Origin of the sequence: Luteipulveratus flavus (assembly GCF_029439465.1) — a bacterium.
Classification (GTDB): domain Bacteria; phylum Actinomycetota; class Actinomycetes; order Actinomycetales; family Dermatophilaceae; genus Luteipulveratus; species Luteipulveratus flavus.
Map to the genome: position 1 here is coordinate 236,107 of NZ_JAROAV010000033.1, position 21,233 is coordinate 257,339.

Sequence of the window (21,233 nt, forward strand, 5' to 3'; positions counted from 1 at the left end):
TAGGCTGGGCGACATGCCTGCGTACGGTGACGCCGTCGCCCTGCGCGACGTCCAGGAGCACTTCCGTCAGTTCGCCGATGCCTACCCGGAGCTGTCGTTGTACTCCCGGCTGGCCCGGGCGGTCGCGGACGACGACGAGACCGCGTCGCTGCTGATGGACGCCGCACCGGGACAGCGGCGTCCGGTGCTGTGGCTGGCGGCCCTGCACGACCTCGTCCTGCGCGAGCCGGACCTGCCGATCGCCCGGTGGTACCCGAGCGTCACCGGCTCCCACGAGCGGGTCGAGGGCGACCCGTGGCCGAAGGTGCGGCGGACCGTGCTCGACCACGCGGACGAGCTCGGTGAGGTGATGCGCACCCGGTCGACCCAGACCAACGAGGTCAACCGCAGCGTGTACGTCGCGGCGCTGCTGTCGGCCGCGGCCGCGGACCTGTCCAGGACGCCGGTCGTGCTGCTCGAGCTGGGCGCGAGCGCCGGACTGCTCCTGCAGGTGGACCGCTACCGCACCGACATCGGCGACACCACCCTGGGCGACCCGGACTCCGCGGTGCACTGCCGGGGGCAGCTGCGTGCGCCTGCGGCCGTCCCGATGACGGTGCCGCGCATCGCCGGCCGGGCCGGTCTGGACCGGTCCCCCGTCGACCTCGCCGACCAGGACCGGGTCCGGTGGCTGGAGGCGTGCCTGTGGCCGGAGGTCGAGGGACGGGTCGAGCGCTTCCGGGCGGCCGTGCGGGTGGCGCGCGAGCACCCGGTGGACGTCGTCCGGGGCGACATCGTGGACGACCTCCCCGCCGTCGCGGAGCAGGCGCTGGCGAGTGCGTTCGCCGGGGCGCACCTGGTGGTCCTGACCTCGTGGGCGCTCACCTACGTCGAGCCGCACCGCCGGGTGGAGGTGGCCGCGTCCCTGGAGTCGGTCGCGGCCGACGGCGTGCCGGTCACCTGGGCGACGGCGGAGCCGCCGGGATGCGTACCCGGCATCCCCGACGAGCACGTCCGGGACGGCGGTGTCACCAGCCTCGGGCTCCGGCGCTGGCGAGGCGGCCACGAGGCGAGCCCGGCGCTGGTCGGCACCGCCCACCCGCACGGCGCCTGGATCGCCCCGGCCTGAGCACGCACGAGCCCCCGGCCGTGGCGGCCGGGGGCTCGATGAGCGGCGATCGTCAGTCGCGCAGGTCCAGGGACTCCTGCAGTGCGCGACGGGCTTCCTTCTGCTCTTCGGTCATCCGAATCAGTCCTCCATGGTGCTCACGTCTCGTGAGCGGGTCGTACGTGCGTGTGGTCTCAGTCAGCGGCAACGCGGGATCTCCGCGGCGAGCTGCTGACTAGAGAGACTCGCCGCGGCGCCGAAGGATGAGGACCAGCCGCGTCATGCCCGTGACGGTACGCCTCAGCGTCCAGCAGGCGGAACCGCTTTCTCAGATGGTGAAACGCCCGAAGGCCGGCGCGGACGAATGTCGAGAGCGCGGGTGATGAGCGCCGTCTAGGCTGGTCCGAGTGACCGCTGCCCTGACGCTGCTGACGCGGGTCGCCTACCAGGACGCGGAGATCGAGAGTCCTCAGCTGCGCCACCTGCTCGCCCTGCTGGCGCGCGACCTGCGTACCGGCGTGAGCATCCACCGCCTGGTCGACGGGCTGTGGCCGCAGGATCAGCCGGCGAACCCGCCCAAGGCCGTGCAGGTGCTGGTGTCCCGCGCCCGGTCCCAGCTCGGTCACGACACGATCGTGAGCACTCCCACGGGCTACCGCCTCTCCCTCGAACCCGATCAGGTCGACATCGCAGACGCCGAGCGGTGTGCGACGGCCGCCTCACGAGCGGCGCGCGACGGGGACGCCGACGCCGCACAGGCGTACGCGGAGGCGGGACTCGCGTACTGGAACGGCTCCGCCCCGGGAGGTGACGGCAGCGACGGCGCACTCGCCCAGGTCCGCGACGAGGCGCAGTCGACGTACGACACCTTGTGCCGCGTGCACGCCATCGCGCTGTCGCGGGCCGGAGAGCACGACCGCGCGCTACCTGCGCTGCTCGCCCTGCTGCAGGACCGTCCGCGCGACGAGGAGCTGCTCGCCGCCCTCCTGCGCAGCGAGGCGGCCGTCAGCGGTCCGGCCAAGGCGTTGGAACGATACGAGTCCTACCGGCGCAGCCTGCGCGACCGGCTGGGCGCCGACCCCGGGCCGGCGCTCACTCAGGTCCACCGCGAGCTGCTCAGCAGTGACGCGCCGCAGGTGCGCACCGGCATCCCGCACGACCCGAACCCGCTGCTGGGGCGACAGGCGGACGTCGCCGCCGTCACCCGCCTGGTCGGCACCACCCGCGTCACCTCGATCGTCGGCGCCGGCGGCCTCGGCAAGACGCGGCTCGCGTACGTCGTGAGCCGCGGGGCCCCACAACGGATCGTCCACCTGGTCGGACTCGCCGGCGTCTCCGCCGACGACGGCGTCCTCGGCGAGATCGCCTCGGTCCTGGGGGTGCGTGACCCGCGGCTGCGCACCACCACCCTGCGACTCGCGGCCGCGCGCGACGTCGTCACCGGCATCGTCGAGGCGCTTGAGCCCGGGCCGGCCCTGCTCGTGCTGGACAACTGCGAGCACGTCATCGACGGCGTCGCCGAGGTCGTCCAGTCCCTGATCTCCCTCAGCCCCGACCTGCGGATCCTCACGACGAGCCGAGCACCGCTGGGCATCAGCTCGGAGGCGGTGTACCTGCTGCCCGAGCTGGACGACCGCACGTCCGTCGACCTGTTCGTCCAACGTGCTCGCGCCGCCCGCCCGGACGTCGAGCTGCCCGAGCACGAGGTCGAGGCGCTGTGCGCTCACCTGGACGGCCTGCCGCTGGCGGTAGAGCTCGCCGCGGCCCGCACCCGGGTCATGTCGGTCGCCGAGATCGAGCAGCGGCTGACCGACCGGTTCGCGCTCCTGCGCGGCGGCCCGCGGGACGCCCCGGAGCGGCACCGCACCCTCCAGGCCGTCATCGACTGGAGCTGGAACCTGCTGGACGAGCGCGACCAGTCCGCGCTCGCCGCCCTGTCCGTCTTCCCGGACGGGTTCACCCGGGAGGCCGCCGACCACGTGCTGGGGGCGTCCGACGCCACGCTGGAGATCCTGGAGCAGCTGATCGGTCAGTCGCTGCTCAAGGTGTACGACGCGCCGCGCACCACGCGCTTCCGGATGCTGGAGACCGTGCGGGAGTTCGGCGCCGTCCAGCTCGAGCGTCAGCACCGCACGGCACCGGTGCGGGCCGCGTACCTGGACTGGGCGGCGGCGTACGGCGAGGTGCAGGCGTGGACGATGTTCGGCCCCGACCAGATCGCCGCCACCACGCTGGTCCGCACGGAGCAGGACAACCTGCTCGCCGCGCTGCGGATGGCGCTGGAGCACGAGGACGCCCGGCGCGTGACGCCGATCTTCGCGGCGCTCGCGGGGCTGTGGACCGCCGAGTCGAACCACAACCGGGTGGTGGCGGTCGCGCCCGAGGTCGCCTGGGTGCTCTCGCACGACGTACCGGACGAGACCGAGGTCGACACCAGACGACTGGCCCTCGTGCTGTGTGCGACGAACACGTTGATGCTGTCGCGGCTGACCGCGACCCGCTCCCTCGCTGCCCTCAAGCGGCTGCCGCCGGCGGAGCCCGGGACCTTGATGAGCGCGTTCAGCACGTTGCTGCTGAACCTGCGGGAGATCCTGCAGCCGGACTCGCCGGTACTGCTGGCGTTCGTCCGCAGCGACGACGCGGTGCTCGGCGCAGCTGCCTCCAGCATGGCCGGCCAGCTCTGGGAGAACGAGGGCCGCGTCGCCGAGGCGCTGGAGATGAGCCGCGCGGCCGCCGTCCGCCTCCGCGACATCGACGCCCTCAGCCCCTGGCTGATCAGCAGCCAGCGAGTGAGCCTCGCCGAGCTCAGTGCCCACGTCGGTGACTACGACGCCGCCGTCCGCAACGCGCTGGAGGCGTTGCCGACCCTGGAGCAGCTCGGGGCCTGGTCCGACGTGAAGCAGCTGCGCTGGAACCTCGTGCTCGCCAGCCTCCAGCTGGGCGAGGTGGCGGAGGCGGAGCGGTGGTTCGATGAGGCGAGCGCTCAACCCGCCGAGGACCCGTTCGGGCTGGGCACGCTGAGTGCCGGGGTGCGCGCGGAGATCGACCTGGTCAAGGGTGACGTGGAGGCGGGACTGCTGGCGTGGCGCACGGTCGTCGACCGCGTCGCTTCGGGCCTGCACGACTTCTTCATCACCGACCCGCCCGGCCTGGAACCGTGGACGGTCGCCACCGAGTCCGTCGCCCTGGCCGCCCACGCGCGGGCGTACCGGCTCGACCAGGTGCCCGGCCTGGTCGACCACCTGATCGAGAAGATCCGGCTGCTGCTCAGCAGCCCGCTGCAGGAGCAGCACGCGGCGTTCCTCGACTTCCCCGTCACCGGCTGCGCGATCCGGGCGGTCGGCGCCTCGCTGCTCGATCCCGCGTACGACGACGAGCAGGCGGCCTTCGGCGCGCGGCTGGTGGCACTGGCCGAGCGGTTCGCCTACCCGCGGACCCACCCGAGCATGACCCACCCGTTCGCGCAGGAGCGGGCCCGCGAACGCAGCAGGTCGGCGTACGACGAGGCGGTCTCGTCGTACGCCGACCTGACTCCCACCGCGGCGGCGGGTGTGGCGCTGGAGCTGGTTCAGACCTGCCGGCGGTAGCCCTTCACGGCGAGCGGCATGAAGATCGCGACGACCGCGAGGCAGGCGAGCACCGCCCAGCCGACCTGTCCGGTGACCTGACCCTCGTTCATCAGGTCGCGCAGGGCGGTCACGACGTGCGAGACCGGGTTGACGTTGACGAACGCCTCGAGCCAGCCGGGCAACGACGATGCCGGGACGAAGGCGTTGGACAGGAACGTCAGCGGGAACATGATCATCATCGACACGCCCTGCAGGCCCTGGGCCGACTTCATCACCGTGGCGAGCGCGGTGAACACCCACGCCAGCGACCAGGCGGTGAAGACGATCAGCAGCGTCGCCAGGACCAGACCGAACGGGTCCGGGCGGTAGCCCATCGCGATGCCGACGGCGAGCGTCATGACGGTGGCGACGACGTACCGGACGACATCGGCGAGGGCCGGTCCGGCGAGCGGCGCCACCCGCGACATCGGCAACGATCTGAACCGGTCGAAGACGCCCTTCTCCATGTCCTCCCGCAGGGTCACGCCGGTGCCCATGCACGTCGTGAGCGCGGTCTGGGCCAGCAGGCCGGGTACGAGCAGCGGCAGGTACTTGCTGGTGCCGCCGGCGATCGCCCCGCCGAAGATGTAGCCGAACATCGGCGTGAACAGCAGCGGCTGGATCAGCACGTCGAAGAACTGCTCCGGGTTGCGGCGCATCTTCTGCAGCGCCCGGCCGGCCATCAGCCAGCTCTGCCGGATCGTCTCCAGGACGCTGACGTGGGACTTCAGGGCGGGCGCGGCCGGTCCGGTGGTGGTGACGACGCTCATCGGGTCACCTCCATGGGGTCGAGCCGCTCGTCGGCAGCGCGGGTGTCGTGGTCGTCGTCGGCCTCGCCCTCGGCGCGGTCGCTCACGTGCTCGCCGGTCAGGGCGAGGAAGACCTCGTCCAGGGTCGGCTGCTCGACCTGTACGGCCGCGACGCTGATGTCGTTGCGCCGCAACGCGATCAGCGCCTCGGCAGCCTCGTCCGGACGGTTGAGCGGGACGGTCAGGCGAGCCGACTCGGGCGTCCGGTTCGCCGTACGCCCGAGGGCCTGGGCGACCGAGCGCGCGGCGGCGTCCATGTCGACCGGGTCCGACAGCTGCACCGACAGCGTGGAGCTGCCGACGGACGCCTTGAGCTCCCCCGAGGTGCCCTCCGCGACCTTGCGGCCCCGGTCGATGACGGCGATGCGGTCGGCCAGCTGGTCCGCCTCGTCGAGGTACTGCGTGGTGAGCAGGATCGTCGAGCCCTGCGCGACCAGGTCGCGGATCGTGTCCCACATCTGGCCGCGGGTGCGCGGGTCCAGGCCGGTGGTCGGCTCGTCGAGGAAGATCAGCGGCGGCTGGGCGATCAGGCTCGAGGCGAGGTCCAGCCGGCGGCGCATACCACCGGAGAACTTCTCCAGCGTCCGCGTCGCGGCGTCGGTCAGACCGAAGCGTTCGAGCAGGTCGTCGGCGGTCCGGTCGGCCTGCTTGCTGGACTGCCCGTAGATCCGGGCGAACAGCCGCAGGTTCTCGCGGGCGGTGAGCTTCTCGTCGACGGACGCGTACTGACCGGTCACGCCGATCAGCTGACGCACCTGGTGCGGCTCCCGACGGACGTCGACGCCGAAGACCTGCGCCTCCCCCTCGTCGATGCGCAGCAGGGTGGCCAGCATCCGCAGCATCGTGGTCTTGCCGGCGCCGTTCGGGCCGAGGACCCCGTAGACCTCGCCCTGGTGGACCTGCAGGTCGATCCCGTCGACGGCACGCAGGTCCTTGAACTGCTTCACCAGCCCGGTGGCATGCACGGCCAGAGTCATGGTGGGCTCCTTCCTGGGACAGCGGGTGTGCAACTGCCCAGCAGCCTGCCGCGGCTCGCCTTCAGCCCGGTTTCACCTCGGTTTCAGCCGGCTCTCCGCTGCCAAGACCGGCCGGGCCGAGTGCGCGTGTCCCGCGCCTCCCGTCCGGTCGAGTGCGCGTGTCCTGTCACCGTTCCGGGCGGAACGGTGACAGGACACGCGCACTCGGCCAGGAAGGGAGGGAGGGGTGGCAAGGGAGGCGGGACGGACGGCGGCCGGTCACCTCGGGGAGAGGTGACCGGCCGGCGTACGGAACAGGTGGCGTCAGCGAGCGGACGAGCCCTCGACGTAGTCGGCGTCGTTGACGTCGTCCTTGATCCAGCTCATCAGGCCGCGCAGCTCCTTGCCGGTGGCCTCGATCGGGTGCTGGGCCGCCTTCTCACGGAAGGCCTTGAACTCCGGCGCCCCGGCGTCCTGGTCGTCGATGAAGCGCTTCGCGAACGTGCCGTCCTGGATGTCGCCGAGCACGGCCTTCATGTTCTCCTTGACGGAGCTGTCGATGACGCGCGGCCCGGAGACGTAGTCGCCGTACTCGGCCGTGTCGGAGACCGACCAGCGCTGCTTGGCGATGCCGCCCTCGACCATCAGGTCGACGATGAGCTTCAGCTCGTGCAGGCACTCGAAGTAGGCGACCTCCGGCTGGTAGCCGGCCTCGACGAGCGTCTCGAACCCGTACTGGACCAGCTGCGAGGCGCCACCGCACAGGACCGACTGCTCACCGAACAGGTCGGTCTCGGTCTCCTCCTTGAACGTGGTCCGGATGCCGCCGGCGCGCAGGCCGCCGATCGCCTTGGCGTACGACTTCGCCAGCTCGAACGCCGACCCGGACGCGTCCACCTCGACGGCGACGAGCACGGGCACGCCTCGCCCGTCGACGTACTCACGGCGGACCAGATGGCCCGGACCCTTCGGCGCGACCATCGCGACGTCGACGCCCTGCGGCGGCGTGATGTAGCCGTACCGGATGTTGAAACCGTGGCTGAAGAGCAGCGCGTTGCCCGGCTTGAGGTGCGGCTCGATCTCGGCGGCGTACAGCGTGCGCTGCACCTGGTCCGGCGCGAGGATCATCACCAGGTCGGACTCCTGGACGGCCTGGGCCACGGTGACCACCCGCAGGCCCTCGGCCTCGGCCTTGGCGCGCGAGCTCGAGCCCTCCTTGAGACCGACCCGTACGTCGACGCCCGAGTCCCGCAGGTTGAGGGCGTGCGCGTGCCCCTGGCTGCCGTACCCGATGACGGCGACCTTGCGCCCCTGGAGGATCGACAGGTCGGCGTCGTCGTCGTAGAACATCTCGGCCACGGTGGAACTCCTTGTGTTGATGGTTGAGTCGGGTGGGGTCAGGCGGAACGGAGGGCGCGGTCGGTGATGGAGCGCGGCCCGCGCCCCATCGCGATCACGCCGGACTGCACCAGCTCGCGGACGCCGTACGGCTCCAGCGCCGCGAGGAACGCGTCGACCTTGTCGCGGTGGCCGGTCGTCTGGATGATCACCGAGTCCGGGGCCATGTCGACCACGTTGGCGCGGAACACGTCGACCAGCTGCAGGATCTGGCTGCGCGCCACGGCGTCGCAGCGCACCTTGATCAGCAGCACCTCGCGCTGGACGGACGCGCCCTCCTCGAGCTCGACGACCTTGAGCACCTCGACGAGCTTGTTCAGCTGCTTGGTCACCTGCTCCAGGGCGATGGACTCGACGTCGACCACGATGGTCATCCGCGAGATGTCCGGGTGCTCGGTCGGTCCGACCGCGAGCGAGTGGATGTTGAAGCCACGCCGCGAGATCAGGCCCGAGATGCGCGCGAGCACACCGGGCTTGTCCTCGACCAGCACGGACAGGGTGTGTGAGCTCATCGTGCCGCTCCATCTTCGCTCGCCTCGTCGTCCTCGCGGTCCCACACGGGGGTCATCGCGCGAGCGATCGTCACCTGGTCGTTGCTGACACCGGCCGGCACCATCGGCCAGACCATCGCGTCGCGCTCGACGACGAAGTCGATGACGACGGGACGGTCGTTGATCTCCAGCGCCTGCCGGATGGTCGCGTCGACGTCCTCGGGCCGCTCGCAGCGCAGCCCGACGCAGCCGTACGCGTCCGCCAGCTTGACGAAGTCCGGCACGCGGCTGCCGCCGGCCGCGGTGTGCAGGTCGGTGTTGGAGTAGCGCTCGTTGTAGAAGAGCGTCTGCCACTGGCGCACCATGCCGAGGCTGGAGTTGTTGATGACCGCGACCTTGATCGGGATGTTGTTGATGACGCAGGTCGCGAGCTCCTGGTTGGTCATCTGGAAGCAGCCGTCGCCGTCGATCGCCCAGACCACCCGGTCGGGCTCGGCAGCCTTGGCACCCATCGCGGCCGGCACCGAGTAGCCCATCGTGCCGAGGCCGCCGGAGTTCAGCCAGGCGTTCGGTCGCTCGTACTGCACGAACTGCGCCGCCCACATCTGGTGCTGGCCGACGCCGGCGACGTACGTCGCCTCCGGACCGGTCAGCGCGCCGATCCGCTCGATGACGTACTGCGGTGCGAGGGCGCTCTCGTCCTCGGGCGCGGTGTACCCCAGCGGGTACGTCCGCTTCCAGCCGGCCGTGGTCTCGCGCCAGGCGCGGTAGTCACCGCCGCGACCGGCGTCGATGTCCTCGCGCAGCACGGTCAGCAGGTCGCGGACGACCTCCTTGCAGTCCCCCACGATGGGCACGTCCGCGACGCGGTTCTTGGAGATCTCCGCCGGGTCGATGTCGGCGTGGATCACCTTCGCCAGCGGGGCGAACGAGGACAGCTCGCCCGTGACGCGGTCGTCGAACCGGGTGCCGAGCGCGATGAGCAGGTCGGACTTCTGCAGCGCCGTGACCGCAGCGACCGAGCCGTGCATGCCGGGCATCCCCAGGTGCAGCTCGTGACTGTCCGGCACCGCGCCGCGCGCCATCAGCGTGGTGACCACCGGGATCTGCGTCAGCTCGACGAGCTCGCGCAGCACCTCACTGGCCTCGGCACGGATGACGCCGCCGCCGACGTACAGCACCGGGTTCCTCGCCTGCCGGATGAGCGCGGCGGCGGCCTTGATCTGCTTGTGGTGCGGGCGGGTCACCGGCCGATAGCCCGGCAGGTCGATCTCCGGCGGCCACGCGAACGTCGTCGTGGCCGTCAGGGCGTCCTTGGTGATGTCGACGAGCACCGGTCCGGGGCGTCCGGTCGAGGCGACGTGGAACGCCTCGGCGAGCGCCCGCGGGATGTCCGCCGCGTCGGTGACCAGGTAGTTGTGCTTGGTGATCGGCATCGTGATGCCGCGGATGTCGGCTTCCTGGAAGGCGTCCGTACCGATCACGCGCGAGGCGACCTGGCCGGTGATCGCGACCATCGGCACGGAGTCCATGTACGCGTCGGCGAGCGGAGTCACCAGGTTGGTGGCACCCGGGCCGCTGGTCGCCATGCAGACGCCGACCGCGCCGGTCGCCGCGGCGTACCCGGTCGCGGCGTGACCAGCGCCCTGCTCGTGGCGGACGAGGACGTGCCGCACCTTCACCGAGTCCAGCAACGGGTCGTACGCGGGCAGGATCGCGCCGCCGGGGATGCCGAAGACCGTGCCTACCTCGAGCGCCTCCAGGGAGAGGACGAGGCTCTGCGCGCCGGTGACGGTGCGCTCCCTCTGGCTGGGGCGGGCTGCCAGGTCGGCTGGCGTGGGCGGCCGCGACGCTGCTGCTGCAGCTGTCGTCGTCTCGGTCACGGTCGGTCACCGCTTTCGGTCACGGTTGGCGGATATGGCGTTGTCCGGGCACAAAAAAACCCTCAGCCGGTGACGGCATTGAGGGCTGGCGCGCGAGCTGACCGGTCGTCAGCAGGCGCGCCTGGGAAGTACGAGAATTCGTGCCACGCCCCCAGCCTGACCCACACCCTGCGTCGTGTCAACGGATGAGAACGCGATCCCACATCGTGGACTCGCCTGATCCTCGCGACGCGCCCCCTCCCGCGAAGATCGTCTGCCCGGCCCTGCATGGATGACCGGACAGACGATCTTCGCGACGAACGGGGGTGAGACCTCGGCCGGTCAGTCGCAGACGGCGCCGGTGCTGGCGCTGCCGACCAGGCGGACGTACTTGGCGAGCACGCCGCGGGTGTACTTCGGCGCAGGGGCCGTGACCCCCGCCGTACGCCGCCGCTCCAGCTCGTCCTCGTCGACCAGGAGGTCGAGGGTGCCGGCGGCGACGTCCAGCCGGATCCCGTCGCCGTCCTGCACGAACGCGATCGGCCCGAGGTCGACGGCCTCCGGCGCGACGTGCCCGACGCACAGACCGGTCGTCCCGCCGGAGAACCGGCCGTCGGTCAGCAGCAGCACGTCCTTGCCGAGGCCGGCTCCCTTGATCGCGCCGGTCACCGCGAGCATCTCCCGCATACCCGGGCCGCCCTTGGGACCCTCGTACCGGATGACCACGACGTCGCCGGCCTTGAGCGAGCCGTCGGACACCGCGTCCATCGCGGCCCGCTCGCCGTCGAAGACCCGCGCCGTCCCCTCGAAGACGTCGCTGTCGAAGCCGGCGGACTTCACGACGGCACCCTCCGGCGCCAGTGACCCCTTGAGGATCGTGAGGCCGCCGGTGCGGTGGATCGGCTGGTCCATCGCGCGGATGACCTTGCCGTCGATGTGCGGTGGGTCGATCTCGCGGAGGTTCTCGGCCATGGTCTTGCCGGTCACGGTGAGGCAGTCGCCGTGCAGCAGGTCGGCCTCCAGCAGCGTGCGCATGACGACGGGGATGCCGCCGATGTGGTCGATGTCCTTCATGACGAACGCGCCGAACGGCTTCACGTCCGCCAGGTGCGGGACCTTCGCGCCGACCCGGCGGAAGTCCTCGAGGGTGAGGTCGACCTCGGCCTCGTGCGCGATCGCGAGCAGGTGGAGGACGGCGTTGGTCGACCCGCCGAACGCCATGACGACCGCGATGGCGTTCTCGAACGCCTCCTTGGTCATGATCTGCCGGGCGGTGATGCCCTGGCGCAGCATCTCCACGACCGCCTCACCCGAGCGACGCGCGTAGGTGTCGCGGCGCCGGTCCACCGCGGGCGGTGCCGCCGACCCGGGGATGGACATGCCGAGCGCCTCGGCGACCGCGGCCATCGTGTTCGCGGTGTAGAACCCGCCGCACGCGCCCTCACCCGGGCAGATCGCCCGCTCGATCGCGTCGACGTCCTCGCGCGGCATCAGGCCCTGGGAGTGGGCGCCGACCGCCTCGAACGCGTCGATGATCGTGACCTCCTTCTCCGTACCGTCGGAGAGCTTGGCCACGCCGGGCAGGATCGTCCCCGCGTACAGGAACACCGACGCCAGGTCGAGCCGGGCCGCGGCCATCAGCATCCCGGGCAGCGACTTGTCGCAGCCGGCGAGCAGGACAGAGCCGTCGAGGCGCTCGGCGTTCATCACCGTCTCGACCGAGTCGGCGATGATCTCGCGCGAGACGAGGGAGAAGTGCATCCCCTCGTGGCCCATCGAGATGCCGTCGCTCACCGAGATCGTGCCGAACTCCAGCGGGTAGCCGCCGCCGGCGTGGACGCCGTCCTTGACCGCCTTCGCCAGCCGGTCGAGCGAGAGGTTGCACGGGGTGATCTCGTTCCACGAGCTCGCGACGCCGATCTGCGGCTTGGCGAAGTCCTCGTCGCCGAGACCGACCGCGCGCAGCATCCCACGCGCGGCGGTCTTCTCCAGACCGTCGGTGACGTCGCGGCTGCGGGGCTTCAGGTCAGGCGTCCGGTTCATGACCAGATCGTAGGACGGTGTCCGAGGAATGGGACGATGGTCCCGCGATGTGGTCGCTCAACCGCGCGGGGTGATCACCGTGCGCAGCACCGCGGACCCCGGTGCGACGTCGCGCCACGGGGTGTCGATGTCCAGCACCGCGAGCGTGCAGGTCGGGAACCCGTGGGCGAGCTCCTCCCTCGCCTCCGGCTCGCTGCCCTCCCCGCTCAGCTCGACCGCCAGGTCGGGCACGCCCGGCGCGTGACCGACGAGGACGACGGCCAGTGCGTCCTCGTCCGCCTCCCGGACGACCGTCAGCAACCGCTCGACCGGCGCGTTGTAGATGCGCGGGTCGTGCTCGACGACCGTGCCCAGACCGCTCGCCTCCACCACGCCGGCCCACGTCTCGCGGGTGCGGGCCGAGGTGCTGCACAGCACGAGGTCGGGCGCGAAACCCTGCTCGCGCAACCACTTCCCGGCGGCCTCGGCGTCCGCCCGGCCCCGGTCGGTGAGGGAACGCTCGTGGTCGACCGCGGCCTCGGGGTCCTCGGCCTTGGCGTGGCGCAGCAGCACGAGCTGCCGGTGGGTGGCGTCGTTCATGGGTGCAGCATGTCAGGCGCGGTGGACGATGTGGCGCAGGCCGAGTCCCTCGGCGTACGCGGCCAGCTCACGCCGCAGGAACCGCAGCGCGCGTGGCTCGAACGCCGTGCTCGCCCCGCCCACGTGCGGGCTGATGAGGACGCCCTCGGTACGCCACAGCGGGTGCTCGCTCGGGAGGGGCTCGGGGTCGGTGACGTCCAGGGCGGCCCGCAGCCGACCCGTACGGCACTCGGCCAGCAGCGCGTCGGTGTCGACCACGCCGCCACGGGCGACGTTCACCACGAGGGCGTCGTCCGGAAGTGCCGCGAGGAACCCCGCATCGGCCAGGTGTCGCGTCGAGTCGGTCAGCGGCACGATGAGGACGACGATCTCGGCGTCGGGAAGCAGGGAGGGCAGCTCGTCGACGCCGTGCACCCGGTCGACCAGCTCGTCCCCGCCGCGGGCGCGGGACGCGACCGCCGTGACCTGAGCCTCGAACGCCTGCAGGCGACTCACGATCGCCCGCCCGACCGACCCGTACCCGACCACGAGGACCCGGCGGTCCGCGAGCGACGGCGCTCCTGCGGCGCGCAACCACTTCCCGCTCTCCTGAGCGCGGACGAAGTCGGGGATGCGCCGCTGCGACGCCAGCATCAGCGCGAGCGCGAGCTCGGCCGTCGAGGTGTCGTGGATGCCGGCGCCGTTCGCCAGCGCGACCCCGGACGGCAGGTACGGCACCGCGTGCTCGTAGCCCGCGGTGACCAGCTGGACGGCCTGGAGCCGAGGCAGCTCGGCGAGCCGGGCCAGGCGCGCCGCGTTGCCCATGTAGGGCGGCACGACCACCTCGATGTCGTCGCGGGGGACGGAGTCCTTCAGGTCCCAGGCGACCAGCTCGGCGTCTTCGATGCCCTCCAGGGCGGTGATCCAGTGGGGGTCCGGCACGGAGATCACGGGCATGGTCGGCAACGTACGCGTAGCACCGTGCGGCCGGGCACCCGGGCCGTCAGAATGAGTCATGGACCGATCCCGTCATCGCCGGTTCGCCGCGGCCGCGGCGGCGAGCCTCGTCCTGCTGTCCGCGTCGTGCACCGACGGCGGCGAGTCGCCCGACAGCGCGGCCTCCACGGGACCCGCCGGAGACGTGGTCGGCGCGCGCACGACCGTCGCCCAGGACCTCGACGTGCCGTGGGGCGTCGCGTTCCTCCCCGACCGCTCGGCGCTGGTCACGCTGCGGGACAAGGCCGACGTGGTGGCGGTGAGCAGCGCAGGTGCCGCGCCGATGCCCGTGGGTCACATCAATGGGGTGTCGCCGGACGGCGAGGGCGGCCTGCTCGGCATCGCGGTGTCTCCCCGGTTCGCCTCGGACAGAAGAGTTTTCGTCTACTACACGACTGAGTCGGACAACCGGGTCCAGCGGTTCACGCTCGACGAGGGGCGGCTGCGAGCAGGCCCGGTCGTCGTGCAGGGCATCCCGCGCGCCGGCTTCCACGACGGCGGCCGGATCGCCTTCGGCCCGGACGGGCAGCTGTACGTCGGCACCGGCGACGCGGGCGAGCGCGACCGGGCCCAGGACCGCTCGAACCTCGGCGGGAAGATCCTGCGCGTCGACCAGGACGGAAGACCGCCGAGCAGCAACCCCTTCCCCGGCTCACCGGTGTGGAGCCTCGGGCACCGCAACGTGCAGGGGCTGGCGTGGGACACCGCGGGCCGGATGTTCGCCACCGAGTTCGGCCAGAACACCTGGGACGAGCTCAACCTGGTCCGGCCCGGCGCGAACTACGGCTGGCCGCGGGTCGAGGGCAGGGCCGGGCAGCAGCCGTACGTCGACCCGCTCGTGCAGTGGCGGACGTCCGACGCCTCCCCCAGCGGCCTGGCGATCGGCCCGGACGGAGCGGCGTACATCGCAGCGCTCGCCGGCCGCACCCTGTGGCGGGTGCCGCTGGCCGGCGCGGCCGCGGGTGAGCCGCAGCGGCTGCTGCACGAGGAGGTCGGACGGATCCGTACGGTCGTGGTCGCCCCTGACCGGCGGCTGTGGGTGGTCACCAGCAACACCTTCCGTGGCTCGCCGCGGGACGGCGACGACCGGATCCTCGCGCTGACGGTGCGGATGTGAACCTGATCGGCGCGCACCAGCGGCGAGCGTGGGAAAATCGACGGTGTGAACGAGCCCGAAGGATCGGACGCGGCGTTCCGTGAGCTGGTGGAGGCGCGCTGGCACCGGTGGTCGGCTGTCGCGTTCCTCGTGCTCCAGGACGAGCGCCAGGCCCACGACGCGGTACTCGCGACCTTCGTCCGCACCCATCAGGACTGGGCGGAGCTGCCCGGCTCACCGTCCGTCTCCGCCCTGACCGCGTTGGTCCGTCGCGTCCGTGACCGCGCGGAGTCGACCTCGAACCAGCCGCCCGAGCCCGTCGACGCGTCCGACCCGTCCGACCCGTTCGACCCGTCCGACCCGTCCGACCCGTCCGACGATCTCGTGCCGATCGGCGAGAGCGAGCACACCGCCCGTCTCGTGACGGCGTACGCCGGGCTTCCCGTCGGCCCTCGCCTGGCGCTCGCGCTCCGGGCGATCGAGGACCTCACCGACGACGAGATCGCCGTGGTCAGCCGTTCGACGCCGGCGCAGGTCGCCCAGGAGGTCGATCATGGGCTCGCCGAGCTGCACTCCGTTGTTCCGCCTAGCTGGTCGCACGCCCAGCTGGAGAGTGCCTTGCGTGGCGCACTGCGCGGACGTACCGACCGCGTACTCGCCGACGAAGACCCCTGGCAGACAACGCAGCTCGCCCTCGTCACCGCGCGCCGACGACGCCGCCGGACGGCCGGCGCCTTCGTCGGCGCACTGGTCCTCGCGCTGGTCGCGGCCGGTGGCGCCACCGTCGCGCTGACCGACGACTCACCTGCGCCGCAGGCAGTAAACGACTCCCCCACCGCGACGAGCTCCCGGACGATGTCCACCCCGCTGGACGCGCGCAGCACGGACCTCACCCGCTGGCCGCTGCGAGGCTCCCTGCGTGGCCGGCTCGATCTGCTGGAACCGCTGCGGAGCTCACCACGGCTGGACGAGCTCTCCGGGACCCAGATCTACATCGACCGCTTCATCTACGCCGGCGACGTGGGCCGCAGCCGTTACGTCCTGGGCTACACCAAGGACATCACCACCAACGGGGGGCCGGCCGGCGTGGTCATCTGGACCGGGCCGCGCGGTGCACCGCCCCGGTCATTGCAGCCCACGTTGTCCTTCGGCGCGGGCGCGTCGCTGCTGACCAGCGTCCACCAGCTGCCGGACGCGTCCGGGGAGATGCTCATCCTCGGTCCCGACGTGCCGACGGCCGTCCGCGTGTCGCCGGGACCGCTGTACCACCTCGACGGCTCGGCGACCCGCACCTGGACCACGGTCGCGCTCGACCACGGCGTCGGTACGGCGACCCTGCCCGCCCAGGGTCCCAACAGCACCCTCGTGCGCGGCGAGTCCGGCGAGAACGCGATCGTGGAGTGGCCCTTCCAGCAGTCGGAGTCGCAGCCGCCCTCGCCGGCCCCGAGCTCTCGGTACAGCGGCGACTACGCCGATCTCATCGACCAGTTCCTGTCCAGCCACCGGCTCGCCCGGACGGCGGTCTCCGTGCTCGACACCCGGACCTTCCGTTTCCGCGCGCCCGCGCCGGCGCCGTTCGACAACCTGGGCCGGCAGAGCGAGGTCACTCCGCTGCCGCGACCGGACGTCGACTGGATCGGCTCGGTCGTGGTGCTGCAGCGTCCGGACGGGACCGTCTTCCGCAGCGGGCGCGTCCGCGCGGTGACGCCCGACCCGTCCGGCAACGACGGAGCGGCCGTCGTCTACAACGCGCCGACCGACGCGCGACGGTGGCAGCGGCGTCCGCTGCTCGCGCTGTCGACCGACCAGGAGCAGCACCAGGAGGCCGTCCTGCTCGCGCCCGACGCCCAGCGCGTCGAGATCTCCGGGAAGGACTCCGGCCAGGTCCGGCTCACCCGGGTCGCGCCGGGCGTCTTCCGCGGTGAGCTGGCCGCCCGCGGGTGGTTCACCGATCCGCTGCGGCTCACCGTCCGCACGTACGACGCCGACGGACGGCCGCTCGGCACCTGGCCCCTGCTCACCATCGCCGAGACCGACCCGGATGTCACCGGAGACGGCCTCACCGGCGGGATGGTGACCCGGACGTACTGAGCGATCAGATCGGCGCGGCCCAGACGACGTAGTTGGAGACGTGGTGATTGCCGACCACCTTGGAACCGGCGTCGCAGGTGATGAGCGCGAGCACCGGAGTCTTGGACGAGCCCCACACCCGGGCGTCGGTCTGCAGCGTCTTCTTGTCGACCGACGCCTCGTCGTACACCTTGAACTTCTTCTGCTGACCGCCGGCGAACTGGACCGTGACGACGTCGCCCTTGTCCAGCTGGTCGAGCTTGTAGAAGACGTCCGGCCCGTCGTACATGACGTGGCCCGCGATGACCGAGATACCGTCCTTGCCCGGCCGGACGGACTTGTTGTACCACTGCGGCACGCCGGCGGGCGGGTTGATCTCGCCGGCGCTGTTGACCCCGAGCGAGACGAGCTTCTTGTCCAGGCCGATCGACGGCGCGACCAGACGGACCGGGTCGCCCTTGGCGCGCGACGAGGCCGGCGCGCTGGCCCCGCCGGCCTCCTTGGTGGACCCGTTGAGGCCGACGCCCTGGCTGTCGGGGTGCGCCGTCGTGGCCGACGACGTCGGGGTCCCACCACCGGTCCCACCACCGGACGGCTCGGCGGACGTCTTCTCGTCGCCGCCGCACCCGGACAGCGTGGCGAGGACGATCCCGGCGCCGACGACGGCGGCGCGGACGCGCAACGACCTGGTGGTGCTCATCTCGGTGTGAAGCCTCTCGATCGCGGACTGCTCTGACGCCGACCGGCCCGGTGCCGGCCGCGTTCTCCCCCGGGAGCCGCGAGGACAGCGTACGTCGCCGGACCTGCGCCGAGGACCTCGTCCGGGCAACTACGTGAGCCGCTGCAGCAGCAGCTCGCGCGCCTTCCCCGCGTCGGCCTGGCCCTTCATCGCCTTCATCACCTGACCGATCAGCGCACCGACCGCCTGCACCTTGCCGTCGCGCACCTTCTGCGCGACATCGGGGTTGGCGGCGATGACCTGGTCGACCGCGGCCTCCAGGGCGCCGTCGTCCTGCACGAGCTCCAGACCGCGGGCGTCCGCGACCGCGGTGGGCGAGCCCTCACCGGCGATGACGCCGTCGAGGACCTGCCGGGCCATCGAGTCGTTGAGCCGTCCGGACCCGACCAGGCCGTCCAGCTCCGCGACGTACGCGGGCGTGACGTTGAAGTCCGAGACGGACTTCCCCTCGGCGTTGGCGCGGCGGGCCAGCTCTCCGGTCCACCACTTGCGGGCGGCCGCCGGAGAGGCTCCCGCAGCCACGGTCTCCTCGATGATGCCGACGGCGCCGGCGTTCATCACGTCGCGCATCTCCAGGTCGCTGTAGCCCCAGGCGGCCTGCAGCCGCTTGCGCCGCTCGGCGGGCGGCTCGGGCAGCGTGCCCCGCAGCCGCTCCACGAGCTCGTGGGCCGGCGCCACGGGCACCAGGTCCGGCTCGGGGAAGTAGCGGTAGTCGTCCGCGTCCGACTTCGGCCGCCCGGACGTCGTCGCGCCGGTGTCCTCGTGCCAGTGGCGGGTCTCCTGCAGGATCGACCCGCCGCCGTTCAGGACCGCGGCGTGCCGGCAGATCTCGTACCGCACCGCGCGCTCGACGGAGCGCAGCGAGTTGACATTCTTGGTCTCGGTACGGGTGCCGAGCTTCTCGGCGCCCCGGGGCTTGAGCGAGACGTTGGCGTCGCAGCGCATCGAGCCCTGCTCCATCTTGACGTCGCTCACGTCCAGCGCCTTGAGCAGGTCGCGCAGCGCCGAGACGTACGCCCGCGCCACCTCGGGCGCGCGCTCTCCGGCGCCGAGGATCGGCTTGGTGACGATCTCGATCAGCGGGATCCCGGCCCGGTTGTAGTCGACGAGCGAGTACTCCGCGCCGTGGATGCGGCCGGTGGAGCCACCGACGTGCAGCGACTTGCCGGTGTCCTCCTCCATGTGCGCCCGCTCGATCTCCACGCGGAAGGTCGAGCCGTCATCCAGGTCGACGTCGAGGTACCCCTCGAACGCGATCGGCTCGTCGTACTGCGAGGTCTGGAAGTTCTTCGGCATGTCCGGGTAGAAGTAGTTCTTCCGGGCGAACCGGCACCACTGCGCGATCTGGCAGTTGAGCGCCAGCCCGATCCGGACGGCCGACTCCACGGCCGTCGCGTTGACGACCGGCAGCGCACCCGGCAGACCGAGGCACACCGGGCAGGTCTGGGTGTTCGGGTCCGCGCCGAAGGTCGTCGAGCAGCCGCAGAACATCTTGGTCGCGGTGCCGAGCTCGACGTGGACCTCCAGGCCCATCACCGGGTCGTACGTCGCGAGCGCCTCGTCGTAGGGCAGCACCGCGTCGGCGGTCGTGACGCTCATCGGACGGTCTCCTTCGCGGTCAGCTCCGGGGCCTTCGCCAGCACGGGGCCGCCCCACTTCTCCAGCAGCGCGGCCTCCAGGGCCGCACCGACGCCGTACATCAGGTGGTCCTGCGTCGCGGGCGCGAGGACCTGGAACCCGGTGGGCAGCCCGTCCTCGTCGGCGACGCCGCTCGGCAGGGACAGCCCAGGGACCCCGGCGAGGTTGGCCGGGATGGTCGCGATGTCGTTGAGGTACATCGCCATCGGGTCGTCGATCTTCTCCCCGAGCCGGAACGCCGTCGTCGGGGCGGTCGGCGACACCAGCACGTCGGCCTTCTCGAACGCCGCGGCGAAGTCGCGCGCGATCAGCGTGCGGACCTTCTGGGCCTGCCCGTAGTAGGCGTCGTAGTAGCCGCTGGACAGCGCGTACGTCCCGAGGATGATCCGTCGCTTGACCTCGTCGCCGAAGCCGGCGTCGCGGCTCGCGGCCATGACCTGCTCGGCGCTGGGGCTCTCGACCCCCTGCGGACCGACGCGCAGGCCGTAGCGCATCGCGTCGAACTTGGCGAGGTTGGAGGACGCCTCGCTCGGCAGGATCAGGTAGTACGCGGCCAGGCCCTGGCTGAACGTCGGGCAGGAGACCTCGACCACCTCGGCGCCACGGTCGACCAGCAGCTGCACCGACTCCTCGAACCGACGCTGCACGCCCGGCTGGAAGCCCTCGCCGGAGATCTCCTTGACGATGCCGATCCGCATGCCTGTGACGTCCGCGCGGCGGGCCGCCTCGACGACCGGCGGGACGGGCGCCTCGATGGACGTGGAGTCCATCGGGTCGTGACCGCCGATCACCTCGTGCAGCAGTGCGGCGTCCAGCACCGAGCGGGTGCACGGACCGGCCTGGTCGAGGGAGCTGGCCAGGGCGATGAGGCCGTAGCGGGAGACACCGCCGTACGTCGGCTTGGCGCCGACCGTGCCGGTGACGGCGGCGGGCTGACGGATCGAGCCGCCGGTGTCGGTGCCGATGGCCAGCGGCGCCTCGAACGCGGCGACGGCCGCCGAGGAACCACCGCCGGAGCCGCCGGGCGTGCGCTCGAGGTCCCACGGGTTGTGGCTCGGGCCGTACGCGGAGTGCTCGGTGGAGGAACCCATCGCGAACTCGTCCATGTTGGTCTTGCCGAGGATGGGCATGCCGGCCGCGCGCAGCCGGGTGACCAGCGTCGCGTCGTACGGCGGGACCCAGCCCTCGAGCATGCGGCTGCCGGCGGTCGTGGGCTGGCCCTGGGTCGCGACGACGTCCTTGACCGCGATCGGGACGCCGGTCAGCGCGCCCACGTGGTCACCGCGCGCACGGCGCTCGTCGGCCTCGCGGGCCGCGGCGAGCGCGCCCTCCGCGTCGACGTGGAGGAAGGCGTGGACGTCGCCGTCGACGGCCGCGATGCGGTCCAGGTGCGCCTGGGTGGCCTCGACGGAGCTGATCTCCTGCGCCGCGAGCCGGTCGGCGATCTCGGCAGCGGTGAGCCGGGTGATGTCAGTCATGTGTTCCTTCTGCGTCTCGGTCGGCTCGTCAGTCCTCGTCGAGGATGCGCGGCACCTCGAAGCGCTGCAGCTCCGAGGCGGGCGCGTTCGCGAGCGCCTGGTCGGCGGTGAGGCTCGGCCGGACCTCGTCCGGCCTGGTCACGTTGGTCAGCGGCAGCGGGTGCGACATCGGCGGGATGTCGTCGGCGGCGATCTCACCGACACCGGCGACGAACTCCACGATCTGGTCCAGCTGGCCGGCGAGGTGATCGAGCTCGGCGTCGGTGAGCTGGATGCGGGCGAGCATGGCGACGTGGGCGACCTCGTCACGGGAGAGCGTGGACATGCGGGGCAGTCTATTCGGCGTTGTCGACACCCGGGCGCGGCCCGTCGGAGGGACCGGCGCCACGGGCACGGCGAGCTTC

Annotated in this window: 16 protein-coding genes; 4 read left to right on the top strand and 12 right to left on the bottom strand. The window is 71.8% G+C overall.

Features of this window, described 5'->3' with window-relative positions; all coding sequences use genetic code 11:
• Window positions 1-13: 13 nt before the first annotated feature.
• On the top strand, window positions 14-1,108 hold the full coding sequence (locus tag P4R38_RS14340) for a DUF2332 domain-containing protein (RefSeq protein ID WP_277192740.1): 1,095 nt from the start codon (window positions 14-16) through the stop codon (window positions 1,106-1,108).
• A gap of 386 nt (window positions 1,109-1,494) precedes the next feature.
• Window positions 1,495-4,674 carry an ATP-binding protein gene (locus P4R38_RS14345; RefSeq protein ID WP_277192742.1) on the top strand — a complete coding sequence of 1,060 codons (3,180 nt, stop codon included), beginning with the start codon at window positions 1,495-1,497 and terminating at the stop codon, window positions 4,672-4,674.
• Here P4R38_RS14345 and P4R38_RS14350 read toward each other — a convergent pair.
• The 8 genes from P4R38_RS14350 to P4R38_RS14385 all read right to left on the bottom strand — a co-directional run bounded on the left by P4R38_RS14350 (window position 4,656) and on the right by P4R38_RS14385 (window position 13,769).
• Window positions 4,656-5,465, bottom strand: coding sequence for an ABC transporter permease (locus P4R38_RS14350; protein WP_277192744.1), 810 nt, complete (start codon window positions 5,463-5,465; stop codon window positions 4,656-4,658). The two genes, P4R38_RS14345 and P4R38_RS14350, sit on opposite strands and share 19 nt — an antisense overlap.
• Window positions 5,462-6,481, bottom strand: coding sequence for an ATP-binding cassette domain-containing protein (locus P4R38_RS14355; protein ID WP_277192746.1), 1,020 nt, complete (start codon window positions 6,479-6,481; stop codon window positions 5,462-5,464). Before P4R38_RS14355 ends, P4R38_RS14350 begins: the two co-directional genes overlap by 4 nt.
• Before the next feature lie 303 nt (window positions 6,482-6,784).
• Window positions 6,785-7,819: a ketol-acid reductoisomerase gene (gene ilvC, locus P4R38_RS14360; protein ID WP_277192748.1), complete on the bottom strand. Its 1,035-nt coding sequence runs from the start codon at window positions 7,817-7,819 to the stop codon at window positions 6,785-6,787.
• 38 nt (window positions 7,820-7,857) lie between these two features.
• Complete coding sequence (gene ilvN, locus P4R38_RS14365) at window positions 7,858-8,370, bottom strand: acetolactate synthase small subunit (RefSeq protein ID WP_277192750.1); 513 nt, start codon at window positions 8,368-8,370, stop codon at window positions 7,858-7,860.
• The gene (locus P4R38_RS14370; protein ID WP_277192752.1) at window positions 8,367-10,232 is read right to left on the bottom strand and encodes an acetolactate synthase large subunit; all 1,866 of its coding nucleotides are present in this window, start codon (window positions 10,230-10,232) and stop codon (window positions 8,367-8,369) included. Before P4R38_RS14370 ends, ilvN begins: the two co-directional genes overlap by 4 nt.
• Window positions 10,233-10,553: 321 nt before the next feature.
• Window positions 10,554-12,254 carry a dihydroxy-acid dehydratase gene (ilvD, locus tag P4R38_RS14375; protein ID WP_275238882.1) on the bottom strand — a complete coding sequence of 567 codons (1,701 nt, stop codon included), beginning with the start codon at window positions 12,252-12,254 and terminating at the stop codon, window positions 10,554-10,556.
• Between the two features lie 57 nt (window positions 12,255-12,311).
• The gene (locus P4R38_RS14380; RefSeq protein WP_275238883.1) at window positions 12,312-12,833 is read right to left on the bottom strand and encodes a SixA phosphatase family protein; all 522 of its coding nucleotides are present in this window, start codon (window positions 12,831-12,833) and stop codon (window positions 12,312-12,314) included.
• 12 nt (window positions 12,834-12,845) lie between these two features.
• The gene (locus tag P4R38_RS14385; RefSeq protein WP_277192755.1) at window positions 12,846-13,769 is read right to left on the bottom strand and encodes a 2-hydroxyacid dehydrogenase; all 924 of its coding nucleotides are present in this window, start codon (window positions 13,767-13,769) and stop codon (window positions 12,846-12,848) included.
• A gap of 58 nt (window positions 13,770-13,827) precedes the next feature.
• On the opposite strand from P4R38_RS14385, the gene P4R38_RS14390 reads away from it, so the two are divergent.
• Window positions 13,828-14,925 carry a PQQ-dependent sugar dehydrogenase gene (locus P4R38_RS14390; protein WP_277192757.1) on the top strand — a complete coding sequence of 366 codons (1,098 nt, stop codon included), beginning with the start codon at window positions 13,828-13,830 and terminating at the stop codon, window positions 14,923-14,925.
• A 45-nt stretch (window positions 14,926-14,970) separates the two neighbouring features.
• The gene (locus P4R38_RS14395; RefSeq protein ID WP_277192759.1) at window positions 14,971-16,995 is read left to right on the top strand and encodes an RNA polymerase sigma factor; all 2,025 of its coding nucleotides are present in this window, start codon (window positions 14,971-14,973) and stop codon (window positions 16,993-16,995) included.
• 4 nt (window positions 16,996-16,999) lie between these two features.
• On the opposite strand, the gene P4R38_RS14400 is transcribed toward P4R38_RS14395, so the two are convergent.
• The 4 genes from P4R38_RS14400 to gatC form a co-directional block, all read right to left on the bottom strand.
• A complete protein-coding gene (locus tag P4R38_RS14400; RefSeq protein ID WP_277192761.1) occupies window positions 17,000-17,674 on the bottom strand; it encodes a class F sortase in 675 nt (224 codons plus the stop codon).
• A gap of 129 nt (window positions 17,675-17,803) precedes the next feature.
• Entirely contained in the window at window positions 17,804-19,312 is a 1,509-nt protein-coding gene (gatB, locus tag P4R38_RS14405) for an Asp-tRNA(Asn)/Glu-tRNA(Gln) amidotransferase subunit GatB (RefSeq protein ID WP_277192763.1), read from the bottom strand.
• A complete protein-coding gene (gene gatA / locus P4R38_RS14410) occupies window positions 19,309-20,829 on the bottom strand; it encodes an Asp-tRNA(Asn)/Glu-tRNA(Gln) amidotransferase subunit GatA (RefSeq protein WP_277192765.1) in 1,521 nt (506 codons plus the stop codon). The genes gatB and gatA overlap by 4 nt, the downstream gene beginning before the upstream one ends.
• 28 nt (window positions 20,830-20,857) lie before the next feature.
• The gene (gene gatC / locus P4R38_RS14415; RefSeq protein WP_275238890.1) at window positions 20,858-21,154 is read right to left on the bottom strand and encodes an Asp-tRNA(Asn)/Glu-tRNA(Gln) amidotransferase subunit GatC; all 297 of its coding nucleotides are present in this window, start codon (window positions 21,152-21,154) and stop codon (window positions 20,858-20,860) included.
• Window positions 21,155-21,233: the final 79 nt, after the last annotated feature.